Below are 15,318 nucleotides of genomic sequence, written 5' to 3' on the forward strand. Positions count from 1 at the left end.
AAAGCTTTCAAATGGCTTTGGGGCAATCTAAACAAACCACAAAAGCCGCAAGTCTCCAATAACCCCGGAGATTTACGGCTTTTGTGGTTTGAATGTAGCGAAGTTTTATGTAGCAATGTCGCTGAATTAAAACTTGTTGTAGTAGATCTTTACGCCAAATAAATGACATTTGATGCATGATGATTGGTGCCGCGCAATGGTTTGAGATATGAACTTAGTGAACCTACGACTCATGCAATTGCGCTGACTCCCGGTGCCGCCGACTCATGAATACCAAAGACAATGCAATTACCGTAAGGATGATCCCAAGCATTTGAAATCCCTTGAAGCTAAACGTACCTCCCATTACGATAGCTATCAATAATGAAGAGATAATGGTTCCCAGATATCTGGATGTGTTAAATAATCCGGATGCTACACCGATTATTTCTTTTGGAGAACTTTGGAACAGGGCTGCTTGCATACCTACATTGTTCAAACCGTTGCTAATTCCGAATGCAGCTAAAGCCAAACACACGCTGATAACCGGTGAAGTTGGATTCAATGTCACGAGCCAAACTGACCCCAATGTCATCAGAATTGCGGACACCAGCAATGCCGGTCTGGGTCCTGATTTATCGATCCATTGTCCTGCAATTGGAGAAGTAATTAGCGAGCACAAGCCTAAGCTTAGCATGAGAATGCCTGTTTGGAACTCGCTGACATGACGTACCATTTGCAAGTAGGACGGAAGCCCGAAAAAGAGCGAGTAATATAGTACATTAACGAGCATGAATTCAACATTCACCCAAGTCATTGCAGGGTACTTGGCGAATGTGCGTAAAGGGATAAAGGGTGATGTCGCTTTTAACTCATGTCGTACGAATATCCCCAGCGCAACGAGACCTATCAGCCCGACAATGACATTTCCTAATGAGATATGTCCAAATGATTTTGCTGAGAGTAATCCAACGAGTAGGGTAACCAAAGCCACTGTGAAGAGCAGAATCCCTGATGCATCAATCAATTCAAACCATTTACGAAAGGACATGTTGCGTGCTAAGGATGTTGGCAGTTCATCCTTAGGAATATTCCTCCAAGCCAATACAAAGCTGGCCACCACAAACGGAATATTGATGAAAAAGATAGCAGGCCAATTCCACCAATGAATCAAGACTCCGCCAATAAAGGGGCCAATTGCTGCTGCTCCAGATAGGAATATGGACAAAACAGACAACGCAGTTGCTTGTTTTTCTGTAATATGAATTCGAACAATAGCCATTCCAACCCCAACCATCATGCTTGTTCCGATGGATTGCACAATGCGGAACACGATGAGCCACCCGAAACTTGGTGATAATGGAGCCAATAATGATGCAATGAAGGCTACAACAAGCCCGGTAAGAAATATCTTTCTACGACCGAATAAATCGCTGGCTTTTCCCATGACAGGTTGAGCGATGCTACTTGCAATGTAGAAAGAAAAAATAATCCAGGAAACACCTGTAAAGTCAAGTTGGAACACTTTTTGCAGACTTGGAATAGCAACAGAAACCATCGAAGAATTTAATGGGTTCAATAGTATCCCTAGACCAACTGAAATCATTAACCACCAGCTGCGAACGCTCATTTCTGGTCCCCCCATAGCGAATTAATGTCATCGTACTTGAAACCGATTATTTATTCCAACGCATTTGATGTTATAATCTCATTGACTTGGGGGAATGAATGGGGGATCATAATGGAACTTCTTCAACTGCAATATTTTCTGACGGTAGCTCGTTTGGAACATGTGACCGAAGCTGCACGAAGTCTGCACGTTACTCAATCGTCGCTGAGCAAAACGATTCAGCGCCTGGAGGAAGATCTGGGGGTTTCTCTATTCGATCGAACAGGGAGGAAACTGCGATTGAATGAGTTCGGAAGCAGATTCCTTCACCGTGCAGAGAGGGCTTTATTTGAATTGGAGCAGGGGAAGCAGGAGCTTAGTGATTTATCCAGCCCGGAACATGGCACTCTCGAATTGGCGGTGACCACCGCTAGCACATTACCCAATATCCTTCGAGAGTTTCGGAAAAAGCGACCCTATATTCAATTTCATGTGCAAATGCTGACTACGCAGGAAATGGTAACGCTTCTTCATAGAGGCGAGGTCGATTTTTGCTTGTCCTCACCTCCAATAGAGGGAGATGACATCGACTGCCAAATCGTGTTTATCGACCCAATCCTTGTAGCTGTTCCAAAGGGACATCGGCTGGCAGATCGAAGCAGTGTAACGTTGACAGATCTAAGGGATGAATGGTTTGTCGGTGTAAAGAGAGGCTACGGTACTCGCGATTTAGTGGACTCTATATGCAAATCGGAAGGTTTTATACCTAAGTATGTGTATGAGGGGGATGAACCTGCAAGGCTTAGTACGCTTGTGGAAGCTGAAATTGGCATAGCCTTCATACCAAGCACGGCAAGAAATTCACGGGAACATCTTAAATATCTCCAAGTAGAAAATCACGAATTGGTACGGGAGATCGCTTTATTATGGCACAGGAGTCGGTATATTTCGCGGGCTGCTCTGGAATTCCGTGAGGTAGTTGTAGAATATTTCGGAGCGATATCCAAACAGACAAATTAATCCCAAATATAAGCGAAATAAAAAACATTAACAAAAGCGGTAGCGTAGGACATGTTAACCAAACGTCCTAAGCGGCCGCTTATTCTTTTATTCAACTGCATAATTTGTAATTTCGATTTGTACGCTGCCATACACACACGCCCAGCTATTGAAGGAGTTTTTGGATTGTACTAACCCATCCTTCTCAGCTGGCGGAACTGCTCCGGCGTGATGCCTGTATGCTCCCGAAATCTCTTGATAAAATAGCTGCTTTGATGAAAGCCGGTTTCCAGTGCAATCTGCTTTACAGTGAGTGCCGTAGATACAAGCAAATGTTTGGCCAGCGTTATTCGGCATTGGAGCAAATATTGAGCTGGAGTACTACCCATGATCTGATGGAAGAGTCGGCTAAAATGAAAGGAGCTATAACCTGACGTTGCAGCCATTGTCTTCAAATCGAGCATGTTTCGACAATGCATACGAATATATTCCGCCGTATGACGAATCCTCTCATGGACGGTGCCGCCGGGAGAGGTGCCGAAAATTTGGTGGGAATGATGGACGATCTCCAGAAGGACTTCATAAAGCAGGGAAGAGATCTGTACATCATAGTCGTGACGGTAAGTTTGGGCAAGTTGCAACATTTCTTCCATCAGCGGTTTTAAACGTTCTGGCCGGTGGAGCGAGAACAGATACGGTTCGTGCATGCTTCGACCTTGTAATAGCGAATCTACATCCTGCCCGTCAAAATGAATCCATCGGACATCCCAGGGATCCTCGGGTTTAGTTCGATATTGCTGCGTCGTATGCTTGCCGAAAAGAAAGCCCATGCCAGGGGTAAGCTCGATTTCCTTCCCATCATGCACAATAGCGCCTTTGCCTGCAAAAATGATATGTAAATTGTAATCTTTCAGTAATCCTGCATTCCTTCGCTCCCCATGAGTGGGGAAGTTCTTGTAATGCCCTAACGATTCGGGAAACAGTATACCTTTTAGAATGGGTGAAGGAAGATAACAATCTATTTTAATCATGTATCCATCTCCTTGAGTAAGTTAGCAAAAAAGTAATTCAATTAGCAAAATCGAGTTATTCTAATCCTTTTATTCTTATATTACAATAGATACGATTATCAGAGAATCACATTTTTGTACTATCACTTCTACTGAAGGAGAATTGGAGCATGCCGAAATCCTTATCTTTAGATCGCTTTCATTTAGGAGCTTGTTATTATCCTGAACACTGGGACGAATCGTTGTGGTCGGACGATCTCATAAGAATGAAGGAACTGGGCTTCAGCATCATTCGGATTGGAGAATTTGCTTGGTCGATCTTCGAGCCGGAGGAAGGAAAGTTCGAATTCACGCTGTTTGACCGTTTCTTGGAGCAGGCAGACGCGAACGGGATTCAAGTGATCATGGGCACACCAACAGCTACGCCACCGGCATGGCTTACTTATAAGTATCCCGAGGTGCTGAACGTATCCATGGAAGGGGTCACGTTCCAACACGGTCAGCGTCGGCATTATAACTACAGCAGTCCCGTTTATTTGGAGCTTTGCGCACGTATTACAAGAGAGATGGCACAACATTACAAAGATCATCCGGCCATCATTGGGTGGCAAATTGATAATGAGCTGAACTGCGAGATAAACGTCTTCTATGCCGAGGCAGATCATCAGGCTTTCCGGCGCTGGCTAGAGGCAAAATACGGTACGTTGGAGCAACTCAACAAGGCCTGGGGGGCTGTATTCTGGAATCAAACTTACGACAGCTGGAATCAGGTCCATCTAACTCGTCCGACCGTATCCGGGTCAACGAATCCTCATCAGGCTTTGGACGAGAAGCGATTTATATCCGATAACACCATTTCGTTTGCCAAGCTACAAGTGGACATTATTCGGTCAGTGGCGCCTAATCAGTGGGTGACAACCAACGGTGTATTCGGGCATTTGGATAGCCATAAAATGACGGATCAACTGCTTGATTTTTTCTCGTACGATTCTTACCCTCAATTCAGTACCATTTATCCGGACCAAGGGGAGAAGCCATTGCTGGATCGCAAGTGGGGGCTTACTTTAAGTAACGTCAGAGGGATGTCACCAAATTTCTGCGTGATGGAGCAGCAATCCGGTCCAGGAGGATGGGTGAACAGGATGGAGATGCCATCTCCGCGCCCGGGGCAGATGCGATTGTGGACCTACCAAAGCATTGCTCACGGGGCAGACATGATTTTGTATTTCCGCTGGAGAACGGCAACGTTTGGTACGGAAATGTACTGGCATGGAATTAATGATTATCACAATCAGCCGAATCGTCGGGTCGCAGAAGCAGGCCGCGTCGGAAAGGAGCTGCAAAAGGTTGGAGGGCGGATTCTTGGCAAACGTTACGTGGCAGAGGTTGCTCTACTTCGTGACTATGATAACGAGTGGGATGGCGAGTTGGATAAATGGTATGGTCCCTTGACAAAGCAAAGTGAGCTCGGCTGGTACAAGGCACTGCAGTATGGACATATACCTTCGGATATGGTTACAATCCGTCCGGGTATGGAATCAGAACAGCTGCGGGAACTGGCCAATTACAAGGTGCTGGTATACACGCATCCGGCGATCCTACGAGACAGTACGGCAGCTATGTTACAGAAATATGTAGAGGATGGGGGCATCCTGATCTTCGGCTGCCGCACCGGTTATAAGAACGAGTTCGGTCACTGCCGCATGCAGCCACTCCCAGGCCCTGCAGCCGCAATGAGCGGCGTCCACGTAGAGGACTTTACGATGATAAATGGGACCGCATCACCTGTATCGGTGCGATTTAAGGATCAAGCTCTTGATTTTTGGGCTCCAGGCTTCAACGATATATTGAATGTTCATGCTGATACGGTAGAAGTACTCGCAGAGTACGCATCAAGCTACTATGAAGGGAAACCGGCCTTGACCGTCAACCGTGTCGGCAAGGGACTGGTCTACTATTGGGGTGCAGCTTTTGACCTAGCATTAGCGGCTGAGCTCCTAAGACAGCTGCCGGTGACATCTCCGCTTGCGGGGTGGTGCAAAGCTCCTTCGACGGTAGAAGTCGCTATTCGTGCGGATGTACAAGAAGAGCTGGTATTTCTACTGAATTACAGCGGAGAAACGGCTCAGGTTAAACTGAGTGTTGAGACGGAGGAACTCCTTTCCGGTAGGAGGCTTACTGGTACCGTACCATTGGAACCGTATGGAGTATGGGTATTAAAGAAAGTTTAAAATGAAGAGAGCATCAGCCGCTGATCTTAATCCGAAGATCAGCGGCTTTTTATTGCATAAAGCAAAGGAATAACGTGTTGCATTTGTATACAGGGTTCCGCTCAAAAATCGCTGTCTTTCCTATGGGTTCTTGAACCAGAGAAATCGGACATGATCGGTATTTAATACAAAATTAATAATTTAATACAATATTATTGACTGTTTCAAAGCATACAAGTAAACTTATTGTAATATAATCACAGTAAATTGAGATGGGTGATGCAATGCTTGAGCTTAGTTTTGATGATCCGGACAAGCTGGTAACGGTTACGCATGCTTTATCCACCCGTTCCCGAGTTGATATTCTCCGCCTCTTGATTTCTAAAAACCTTAATATTGTAGAAATAGCGGAAGCTCTTCAACTTCCGGTGTCTACGGTAGCCAACAATATCAAGGTTCTGGAGGCTGCTAGACTGATTAATACAGAGCTGCTGCCTGCCTCTCGCGGCGCGATGAAGATGTGCAGCCGCAATTATGATGACATTCATATTGCGCTAAATCTTGAAAAAGCAGTACCCAAAGGGGATGTACAGATCTACGAAGTGGACATGCCGATCGGTCATTATAGCGATTGTGAGGTTTCACCGACGTGCGGTATGGCCAATGCAGACGGGATGATCATACGCGAGGACGAACCGGCGAGTTTTTTCCACCCGAAGCATATCGGAGCCCAGATGATATGGTTCCGCAAGGGCTATGTCGAGTATTTAATGCCGCTCGAAATACCGGCAGGAGCGCGAATAGAATCGCTTGAGCTATCGATGGAAATGTGTTCTGAAGCACCAAACTATGACAACAATTGGCCTTCTGATATTTCCTTGTGGGTTAATGGCGTGGAGATTGGCATGTGGACGTGTCCCGGTGATTTTGGAGACAGGCGCGGCAAGCTGAATCCTGCCTGGTGGTATGAGTGGTCTACCCAGTATGGGTTGCTCAAGACCTGGCGAGTAGATAAAGAGAAGACTGCGCTGGATATGGAGAAGGTTTCCTCGGTTACACTGGATCAGCTCAACCTGCAAAACAGCCACAAATTGCGTTTGCGGATCGGAATTAAGCCAGATGCGGTGCATCAAGGTGGGCTCAACCTGTTCGGAAAGCAATTTGGAGATTATGATCAGAATATCAAAATGACTGTGAATTATGTCATGGATTGAGATATTGGTGAAATGGATAGGCTTTAGTTGCAGGTGCTCTGTAGCTAAAGCCTTATTCAGTTTATTAGTTACATAAAATTAACTTGAAAGCGTTGACATTAAAAATGCATCACTATATAATCCCCTAAAGATACAATAATAGTGTAACAAATCGATTTTATTGTTTGTATTTCGAAGCGGAGGTAAAGGATGACGATCGGACCTACAGATGATAGCAATGCACTGTAAAGTCATCAGGCTAAGGTGACTAATTATATATCAAAGGATAGGTGGAAACTGTATGACTACAAACGCTTATATCAAAAATTATCCAAGGCCGCAATTTGTACGTAAAGAGTGGCTGGATTTGAATGGGGTGTGGGATTTCGCCTTCGACGACGGCAAAGTGGGTGAAAGCGAGCAATGGTATCATCATTTTCCGAAGGGAGCCAAAATCCTCGTACCTTTTACTTATGAAACCAAGGCAAGCGGGATCGGAGTCGAGACCTTCCATCCGGTGATCTGGTACTGCAGGAGCGTGAAGGTCCCGCAGGAGGCAATAGCGAAAAGGACAATTCTACATTTTCAGGGTGTAGATTATAAAGCGAAATGCTGGGTGAACGGATTTATGGCTGGTGAGCATGAAGGAGGTTATGCTGCGTTTTCTTTCGACATCACACCCTATATCACTTACGACTCGGAGAATAGCATCGTGCTTAAAGTGGAGGATAGTCAGAGCTGCACGCAGCCCCGGGGAAAGCAGCGTTGGGTGGATCAAAACTTTGAATGCTTTTATGTACAGAGCACCGGAATCTGGAAAAGTGTGTGGATTGAATATGTGAATGAGGTAAGAATCAATGAGGTCAAGATAACACCGGATATCGACCGTCATATGATCCGCTTTGACTTTCAGCTCATGGGTATCAAGGGTAAAGATAATTTACGCCTAGAGACACGGATTACGCTGAAAGGACAGCATGTGAAAAAGGTCAGCCTATCTGCCGACAGGCCCTGGATAACGGTAGAGGTCCATGTATTTCATGAAGCCGGTGGTCCATGGAAGCAGTGCTTGTGGTCACCGGAATCGCCAAACTTGTTCGATGTAGAGTTTATTCTGTATGAGGATGAGAAAGAGTGCGACAGGGTGTATTCTTATTTTGGCATGCGGAAAATATCGATTGAAAACGGACAGGTTCTATTGAATAATGGTCCTCTTTACCAGCGGCTGATTCTGGATCAGGGCTACTGGCCGGAAACACATCTGACTCCGCCGTCTGAAGAAGCTCTTATCGAAGATATCGATAAAATAGCCACGATGGGATATAACGGGGTTCGTAAACATATGAAGTTGGAAGACCCTCGCTTTTTATATTGGTGTGATGTGAAAGGCATGCTCGTCTGGTCGGAAATGGCGGCGACCTTTGAGTTCAATGATCAGGCGGTTAGCCGTTTTACGAAGGAATGGCTGGAAATCGTGCCGCAGCAGTACAATCATCCGAGCATCATAACTTGGGTCCCGTTCAATGAATCGTGGGGCATATCGACCATTGGACATGATGTAAGGCAGCAGCAGTTCACGCAAACCATCTATCATCTGACGAAGACGATTGATCCGTATCGTCCGGTGATTACCAATGACGGATGGGAGCATACAGTCTCGGATATTTTAACCCTTCATGATTATGTGGAGACGGGCGAAGAGTTTTTGGAGCGATATCAGGACAAGGAAAGCATTGTAAACAACAGCATCTCCTTTAACAATTGGAAATATGCCTTTGCAGAAGGATATGCCTACCGGGGACAACCAATTATCATAAGCGAATTCGGCGGCATTGCCTTCCAGACGGACATGGGCTGGGGATACGGAAACCAGGTGAATTCAGTCGAAGCTTTTATCGAACGTTTCCGTGCAGTCACCGGAGCAATTAAAGCGACCCCCTATCTCTCGGGCTATTGCTATACACAGGTAACCGATGTACAGCAGGAAGTCAACGGATTGTTGACGGAAGACCGAAAACCGAAGGTTCCGCTTGAAGTGATTCGGGAGATAAATCTGGCTTGAAGCGATAATTAAGATAATAGAATTTCTAGAACGGCTGCATGCTGATGTCCAGTCATTGCTGCATTCACCTGTCGTACAAGGTTTTTGTTACACACAGCTGACGGACGTGGAACAGGGAATCAACGTTCTGCTGACGCACGATAGACACCCGAAGATGCCGACCGAACAAATCAGAGCCATTATGGAAGGCCGCCTTTCCTCTTCGGTTGGAGAATAAGAGGAAGTATATGAATACGGCATCTTCAGCATTTAGAGCTAAATAAACAAAGTGTCACTGCTGTTAACCATAGAGTTTAACTTGGGATAGCAGTGTTGGAAAACAGGACAATTTTTCGCATACAGGATTTTTAGTAGAAAACTGGATTTAATTATTTTGGTTTTTTGTTCCCCACTCACATAACCCTTCCAAAACAGGTAATAGCGTTTCTGCTTTATCTGTGAGACTGTACTCGACTTTAGGGGGGACTTGAGGATATTCTTTTCGATTCACCAGACCATCCGCTTCCAGTTCTTTTAGTTGTGAACTCAATGTTTTATAAGTAATAGCCCCTATCTGTCTTTTCAGATCATTAAAGCGAACTGTTCGGTTTTCGGCTAGGAGATAAATAATAACCATTTTCCATTTACCACCAATCAATGAAACTGTATAACCAAAAGGTGTATCTTGAATATTTTTAACTTTACCTTTAAATTCAGCCATACTCATGTTTACACTATCCTTTCGGGTAGTACCTATCAAAATAGTGCGTACTACGTTTTTATTTGTGTTCAGTTTATACTAACCTTACTTTTGAAGTAAAGGAGAGAAAAACATGACTAAAAAAACAATACGCCTGTTAATGCCACAATGGCAAGGGGGAAACAATCCTAATTACTCTTTTGGAGCCGAACTGCTTGCTTGGCTAGCTCCGGATAATGAACAACCTCTTATTCATGTTCCAGTTCAAGCTTATAAGGGTACTCCGCTTGAAAACGAAAACGGTATGAATGGGAGAAAACAGCTACTTGAACAGTTAGAGGCTGCTCAGCATATCATTGATGCTCATAAGCCAGATCGCATTGTAATGTTTGGTGGTGACTGCTTAGTGGAACAAGCTCCATTTGCCTATTTGAACGAACGATACGGTGGGGAATTAGGTTTAATTTGGATCGATGCTCACAGTGATTTAGTTAGATATGTGGGCTATGATAACGGTCATACATTACCGCTCGGAAATCTTTTGGGAGAAGGAGATGAGGAGTTCACAAAACATGTGAAAATCCCACTAAAACCTGAAAATGTCTTTATCGCGGGATTAGCGGCTCCTACAGAACAAGAATCAGAAGTCATTTCAGAAGCGTTTCAAAGACTAGATATAGCTCCTGTAGAATCAGACACAGAAATGATTCAAAGACTAGGAATTAAAACTGCAGTGACCAAAGAGTTAACGAATAGTACTGAATCTATAAGAGAGTGGATTAAAGAAAGTGGCATTAAGCACCTAGCTATTCACCTTGATTTAGATGTGCTTGACCCAAAAGCATTTCGTTCTTTATTATTCGCCAACCCTGAAGCACCTTATAATTTTTCTCCTGCGGGAACAATGCAAATGCCTCAGCTACTTAATCTGATTAAAGAACTATCTGAAGAAACAGATGTAGTTGGATTAGGTATAACGGAGCATATGCCGTGGGATTCTATTAACTTAAAGAATCTGCTTGGAGAGATACCTATTTTAATATCTTAGGATAATCGTTTATTATTTTTATATTATCTTTCTTAAAAGGACAATCAAGGAGAAGTGGTCGTACGATTTCAGGAAAGATAGGGCGATTGAATATAAAATATAAATTAAAATGAGGGAGTTGACCTGTAGGGGTATGGTCTTTTTATCAGTTTGTCTGTTTGTACTCCGCTTATACTTTTCGGAAGCTACACATTAGGCGAATATCCCCTATAATGGATTCTTAAAACTAAAATTACAGGAGCGTCTTAGTATGTCAAAATACGTTGAAATCGGTTACCCAATATATGAAGGAATGCCTGTTTATCCAGGATTGCCAGAAGTGAAGTTAGAGCCTAGAGAGCGTTTGGACAAAGGGGATGCCTGGAATGGAAGTGTGTTAAGTATGTATCTTCATGTCGGCACCCATGTCGATGCACCGTGGCATCATTTAAATAACGGTAAGGGAATAGATGCTGTTCCGATTGAAGAATTCATCTATCGAAAACCGCTGTTAATTGATTGTCCTCTTGATCCGAACGGCTTTATTACCCTTGAAATGCTTCAGGAATATGAAGAGCTGCATGAAGCGGATATTCTCATCTTTAATACAAGCTATTGGAAACACCGAGATACGGATTTTGAGAAATACGCTAATAATTTCCCAGCCGTCTCTCCCAAAGCAGCGGAATTCATCCGTAAAAATTTGCCGAACTGCAAAGCTGTGGCCATTGATACCATGAGCATTGAAAATCTGGAAGAAGCCAAAAGAAACGGCTATTTTGTTCACCATGCCTTCTTAGACCATGAAAAATATGAAGAGCCGACAATGCTCATTTACGAAGACATAAACCCTGCACCATTAATTGGTAAAAAGCTATTATCTGCTTTCACAGCACCACTTCGCATTAAAAATCACGATGCATCTATGGTTAACATCATTGTTGAAGTTGAAGAATAAAAGCTAACGAGGAACAATAGGTTTATCGAACACAGGTGCAGACTTCAGCACTGCAAGGAGAGACAACAACATATACGCATAAGAAGTCGCCATTTTGGCGGCTTTTTTGTTTTAGCGAAAATCTACGCTAAGCCTTCAGATGTAATCAACTTATTTTGATAGACGTTGGTTAGCCGCTATTTATTTCTTTTGATTTTTATAACATGGCGTGTCAAATGTGCGGGCATAAAGTCTTCTATATAGCACCATAATAACAATAATTTGAAAAGAAAATTTTCATAAGAATGAAAAGGAAAATATTAATTTAAGCATATTCTTATCTCTAACATTCTTTGTGAAGTTGAATGATAGTTGTTATAAGAACTATTTTTCACTCTTTTAGAACTATTTTAATCTATTCATTTGAGGTCGATATAATTGAGGTGCTTTTATTCGTAAAAATCAAATTTTTATAAGGAGTTGGTATCAACTCGCTAGAATGAAAAATAATGTAGCTTGCAATCAGAAGTGTCATAGGGAGAAATATCACAGTGAAATCAATTAAATGAATACGATGGTAAAAATCGACCAGTCGTTCCTTTAGAGAAGAGGTGGTACATAAGAATATTGGGGATTCTGTTAATCGCTTCGACTTTCTCACAGACAGCATCTGCACATACGGTGAATCCTAATGGACAAGCCACAACCAAGGAAGTGATGAACTGGCTCGCTAATCTGTCATCGGAAAATCGCGTAGTGTCAGGAGCATTCGGCGGGTACACAAATGCGTCATTTTCTATGACCGAAGCTAATCGAATTGAAAATGCAACAGGACAGTCCCCTGCCGTGTATGGCTGTGATTATTCAAGAGGATGGATGGAGACTTCTAATATTGCCGATTCGATCGATTATAGTTGTAACACCGATTTAATCTCTCATTGGAAGAACGGAGGTATACCTCAGATCAGTATGCATCTGGCTAACCCTGCGTTTAACTCTGGAAATTATAAAACCCCAATCTCAAACAGTCAGTATGAAAGAATCCTAGACTCATCAACTGAAGAGGGCCAGCGATTAGACGCTATGTTAAGCAAAATTGCCGATGGCCTTAAGCAGTTAGAAGATGAAGGTGTTCCTGTTCTTTTCAGACCTCTTCACGAAATGAATGGAGAATGGTTCTGGTGGGGACTCACCGATTATAACCAAGAGGACAGCGAACGTATCACTTTATATAAACAGCTTTATAAAAAAGTCTATCATTATATGACCGATACAAGAGGACTGGACAACCTGATATGGGTATACGCACCAGACGCGAACCGAAACTTTAAGACAGATTTTCACCCTGGATCTTCATACGTTGATATTGTTGCATTAGACGCTTATTTCTCAGATCCTTATTCGATTCAAGGATATGACGAGTTAACAGCTCTTGATAAGCCTTTTGCTTTCACAGAAGTCGGTCCGCAGGCAACCAATGGTAGTATGGATTATTCTTTATTTATCAATGCCATCAAAGAAAAATATCCGAAAACCATTTATTTCTTAGCTTGGGATGAGGGATGGAGTCCTGCAGCTAATAAAGGTGCCTACAATCTTTATAATGATGGTTGGACACTGAATAAGGGGGAAATGTGGGAAGGCAGTTCACTTGCATCATTTGCTGAATAATTGATCATTAGTTCGTTAAACAGGACTATGAAGAATACAAGTTCTTCATAGTCTCTTAAAAAACATGTCCTTTAGGGAGTTACAATAACAGCTAATGTATGAACATGATAATATTTTTTATATCACTTACATAACTATTTCTCGGAAACTAGCGGTTCAGCCGATAAGTAGCCTTCTTACACACCTTCCAATCTTTCGGGCGCATCACCGATATTTCTGATTATTTGTGTTGTATTATATGTACTAAATCCTCTTTTCGGAAGGCAAAGGCCGATTTCTAGTATGTTAAGGAGAAATCGGCTGTTTTTTTTAAAATTGTTCCCAGTGCAGCGCTTGAGTTAGCGCCGTTTGCTCAATTAATGCAATCTCCAGCAAACCCAGAATACATGAAGCCATGCTCCCAGCTATTCCTTTGAAACGGTTTGGAACCCCTGAATTATTACAAAAATCCAACGAATTTAGTTTTATGAATGAACAGAGCTGAGAAATGACAACTTAAGAAAGTAGTATACATCACAATTTCCAAAGGAGGATATCTGTTATGGCTCACCAGAAGAAAAGGAAAGAAGCAGCCTGGAAGTCACGAAAGCAAGAACAGCATCCCCATGGTAAAGTCAAATCGCTCAAGGAGCTGTCCAGCGAATAGGAGTGAGGAGTATACTGCTTGGAAGAGAAGGACTGTCGGTGAAATTCACCGGCAGCCTTCTTTTTGCAATAATTTCGCTTACATAAAGAATTCCCTTAATGCTGCAACTGGATTTACTAACAACCATCTAGCTATTGCTTGTAAGCTTTTCAGATTGCGGACCTCATTAGGATGAAAACACCGATACAGCGTTCTACCATAGAGAGTATCTTCTTAAATTCGTTTTTCTGAAGGTTGTCAGTTCCGGCTAAAAATTGAAGCATCTCCTGTCCAGGAGATGCTTCTTCTACGTTATGATTGGGTAGTCTGAGATAAGCTGATTTATCAGGATACGATTGAATTCAGGAGACCCTGCTTCACCTGATCCGACAGTGGCATAAGTGGCAGACGCAATTGCTCGGCGGCAATAATCTCTTGCTGGGTAAGCCACCACTTGATCGCGGCCGGGGCTGGCTCTGCAAATACATGCTGGATCACCGGTTCCAGTAGCATGAAACTGTCTCGCGACCCGTTCATGTCGCCAGCCACAAAACGTTGGTATATATCCACATACTCCTGGATATTGAGATGAGCGGATGCAAGCATACCACCGGCAGCTCCCTGGCATAGCATGGCATGGAAATAGGCATCCTCTCCGCAGAGGACAGGCTTGGTCTCGTACTGGGTCAATTTTAAAAGCAGATCAAGACCGCCCGTGCTGTCCTTGAGCCCAATTACGCCATCCAGGTCCAGCACTTTGCGTATTGTATCTATTGTCATGCGACTGCCCGTGCGAACAGGAATCTCATATACAAGCACAGGCAGGCCTACACGAGATACGACACGGAAATGCTCCAAGATTCCTTCCTGCGTCGGCCGGTTGTAATACGGAGTGACCACCATGGCTGCATCCGCTCCTAATTCAGCCGCCATTTCCGTCCGATGCACCGTTGAATAAGTATCGTTCGTTCCCGTGCCAATGACGATCGGAATGTTTTTGTTCATGCTCTTCAAAACATCCTGCGTCACCTGAACCATTTGCTTCACTTCATCCCAGGATACGGTTGGCGACTCTCCTGTCGTACCGTTAACGACCAGACCCTGGATGTCATGGCCTGCAAGATAGGTAACATACTTCCGGTACGAATCGATGTCCAACTTATAGTCACGTGTAAAAGGTGTAATCAGCGGTATGAAAATCCCATGAATATGTTGTTCGTTCATCATCATCAGTTATCCCTTCCCGTTGAATTAAATCTAATGTAACATAGGAGACAGCATCAGAGTTATCTATAATAAACGATGATTCTAATCAAA

The 15,318-nt window shown here is 43.5% G+C and carries 12 protein-coding genes; 8 read left to right on the forward strand and 4 right to left on the reverse strand.

Translation table 11 applies throughout. The annotated features are described in order from the left end of the window. Positions 1–223: 223 nt before the first annotated feature. Positions 224–1,609, reverse strand: coding sequence for an MFS transporter (locus NSS66_RS20370; protein WP_340959650.1), 1,386 nt, complete (start codon positions 1,607–1,609; stop codon positions 224–226). A 111-nt stretch (positions 1,610–1,720) separates the two neighbouring features. Here NSS66_RS20370 and NSS66_RS20375 point away from each other — a divergent pair, with 111 nt between their 5' ends. Continuing rightward, on the forward strand, positions 1,721–2,608 hold the full coding sequence (locus NSS66_RS20375) for a LysR family transcriptional regulator (RefSeq protein WP_340959652.1): 888 nt from the start codon (positions 1,721–1,723) through the stop codon (positions 2,606–2,608). 170 nt (positions 2,609–2,778) lie between these two features. Here the strand turns inward: NSS66_RS20375 and NSS66_RS20380 are convergent, their stop codons facing one another. Next, positions 2,779–3,618: an AraC family transcriptional regulator gene (locus NSS66_RS20380; RefSeq protein WP_081376899.1), complete on the reverse strand. Its 840-nt coding sequence runs from the start codon at positions 3,616–3,618 to the stop codon at positions 2,779–2,781. A gap of 149 nt (positions 3,619–3,767) precedes the next feature. On the opposite strand from NSS66_RS20380, the gene NSS66_RS20385 reads away from it, so the two are divergent. The 3 genes from NSS66_RS20385 to NSS66_RS20395 all read left to right on the forward strand — a co-directional run bounded on the left by NSS66_RS20385 (position 3,768) and on the right by NSS66_RS20395 (position 9,062). Continuing rightward, entirely contained in the window at positions 3,768–5,828 is a 2,061-nt protein-coding gene (locus NSS66_RS20385) for a beta-galactosidase (protein WP_279833650.1), read from the forward strand. 263 nt (positions 5,829–6,091) lie between these two features. Next, positions 6,092–7,021, forward strand: coding sequence for an ArsR/SmtB family transcription factor (locus NSS66_RS20390; protein ID WP_023988598.1), 930 nt, complete (start codon positions 6,092–6,094; stop codon positions 7,019–7,021). 280 nt (positions 7,022–7,301) lie between these two features. Then, on the forward strand, positions 7,302–9,062 hold the full coding sequence (locus NSS66_RS20395) for a glycoside hydrolase family 2 protein (protein ID WP_340959653.1): 1,761 nt from the start codon (positions 7,302–7,304) through the stop codon (positions 9,060–9,062). A 364-nt stretch (positions 9,063–9,426) separates the two neighbouring features. Here the strand turns inward: NSS66_RS20395 and NSS66_RS20400 are convergent, their stop codons facing one another. After that, positions 9,427–9,768: a winged helix-turn-helix transcriptional regulator gene (locus NSS66_RS20400; RefSeq protein WP_013310350.1), complete on the reverse strand. Its 342-nt coding sequence runs from the start codon at positions 9,766–9,768 to the stop codon at positions 9,427–9,429. 106 nt (positions 9,769–9,874) lie between these two features. On the opposite strand from NSS66_RS20400, the gene NSS66_RS20405 reads away from it, so the two are divergent. The 4 genes from NSS66_RS20405 to NSS66_RS20420 all read left to right on the forward strand — a co-directional run bounded on the left by NSS66_RS20405 (position 9,875) and on the right by NSS66_RS20420 (position 14,022). After that, a complete protein-coding gene (locus NSS66_RS20405) occupies positions 9,875–10,789 on the forward strand; it encodes an arginase family protein (protein WP_340959654.1) in 915 nt (304 codons plus the stop codon). Between the two features lie 250 nt (positions 10,790–11,039). Further along, positions 11,040–11,726 carry a cyclase family protein gene (locus NSS66_RS20410; RefSeq protein ID WP_340959655.1) on the forward strand — a complete coding sequence of 229 codons (687 nt, stop codon included), beginning with the start codon at positions 11,040–11,042 and terminating at the stop codon, positions 11,724–11,726. A gap of 597 nt (positions 11,727–12,323) precedes the next feature. After that, on the forward strand, positions 12,324–13,376 hold the full coding sequence (locus NSS66_RS20415; RefSeq protein WP_053325444.1) for a glycosyl hydrolase: 1,053 nt from the start codon (positions 12,324–12,326) through the stop codon (positions 13,374–13,376). A 541-nt stretch (positions 13,377–13,917) separates the two neighbouring features. Next, a complete protein-coding gene (locus NSS66_RS20420) occupies positions 13,918–14,022 on the forward strand; it encodes a DUF6254 family protein (RefSeq protein ID WP_023988604.1) in 105 nt (34 codons plus the stop codon). A 324-nt stretch (positions 14,023–14,346) separates the two neighbouring features. Here the strand turns inward: NSS66_RS20420 and dapA are convergent, their stop codons facing one another. Beyond that, positions 14,347–15,228 (reverse strand): 4-hydroxy-tetrahydrodipicolinate synthase, encoded by an 882-nt coding sequence (dapA, locus tag NSS66_RS20425; RefSeq protein WP_076160507.1) that lies wholly within the window; start codon positions 15,226–15,228, stop codon positions 14,347–14,349. Positions 15,229–15,318: the final 90 nt, after the last annotated feature.

It is taken from the genome of Paenibacillus sp. FSL R10-2748, assembly GCF_038005565.1.
Taxonomy (GTDB): domain Bacteria; phylum Bacillota; class Bacilli; order Paenibacillales; family Paenibacillaceae; genus Paenibacillus; species Paenibacillus polymyxa_B.

Bases quoted from the DNA above. Each gene is read 5' to 3' on its own strand.
- NSS66_RS20370 (WP_340959650.1), bottom strand. From the start codon at position 1,609: ATGAGCGTTCGCAGCTGGTGGTTAATGATTTCAGTTGGTCTAGGGATA.
- NSS66_RS20375 (WP_340959652.1), top strand. From the start codon at position 1,721: ATGGAACTTCTTCAACTGCAATATTTTCTGACGGTAGCTCGTTTGGAA.
- NSS66_RS20380 (WP_081376899.1), bottom strand. From the start codon at position 3,618: ATGATTAAAATAGATTGTTATCTTCCTTCACCCATTCTAAAAGGTATA.
- NSS66_RS20385 (WP_279833650.1), top strand. From the start codon at position 3,768: ATGCCGAAATCCTTATCTTTAGATCGCTTTCATTTAGGAGCTTGTTAT.
- NSS66_RS20390 (WP_023988598.1), top strand. From the start codon at position 6,092: ATGCTTGAGCTTAGTTTTGATGATCCGGACAAGCTGGTAACGGTTACG.
- NSS66_RS20395 (WP_340959653.1), top strand. From the start codon at position 7,302: ATGACTACAAACGCTTATATCAAAAATTATCCAAGGCCGCAATTTGTA.
- NSS66_RS20400 (WP_013310350.1), bottom strand. From the start codon at position 9,768: ATGAGTATGGCTGAATTTAAAGGTAAAGTTAAAAATATTCAAGATACA.
- NSS66_RS20405 (WP_340959654.1), top strand. From the start codon at position 9,875: ATGACTAAAAAAACAATACGCCTGTTAATGCCACAATGGCAAGGGGGA.
- NSS66_RS20410 (WP_340959655.1), top strand. From the start codon at position 11,040: ATGTCAAAATACGTTGAAATCGGTTACCCAATATATGAAGGAATGCCT.
- NSS66_RS20420 (WP_023988604.1), top strand. From the start codon at position 13,918: ATGGCTCACCAGAAGAAAAGGAAAGAAGCAGCCTGGAAGTCACGAAAG.
- dapA (WP_076160507.1), bottom strand. From the start codon at position 15,228: ATGATGAACGAACAACATATTCATGGGATTTTCATACCGCTGATTACA.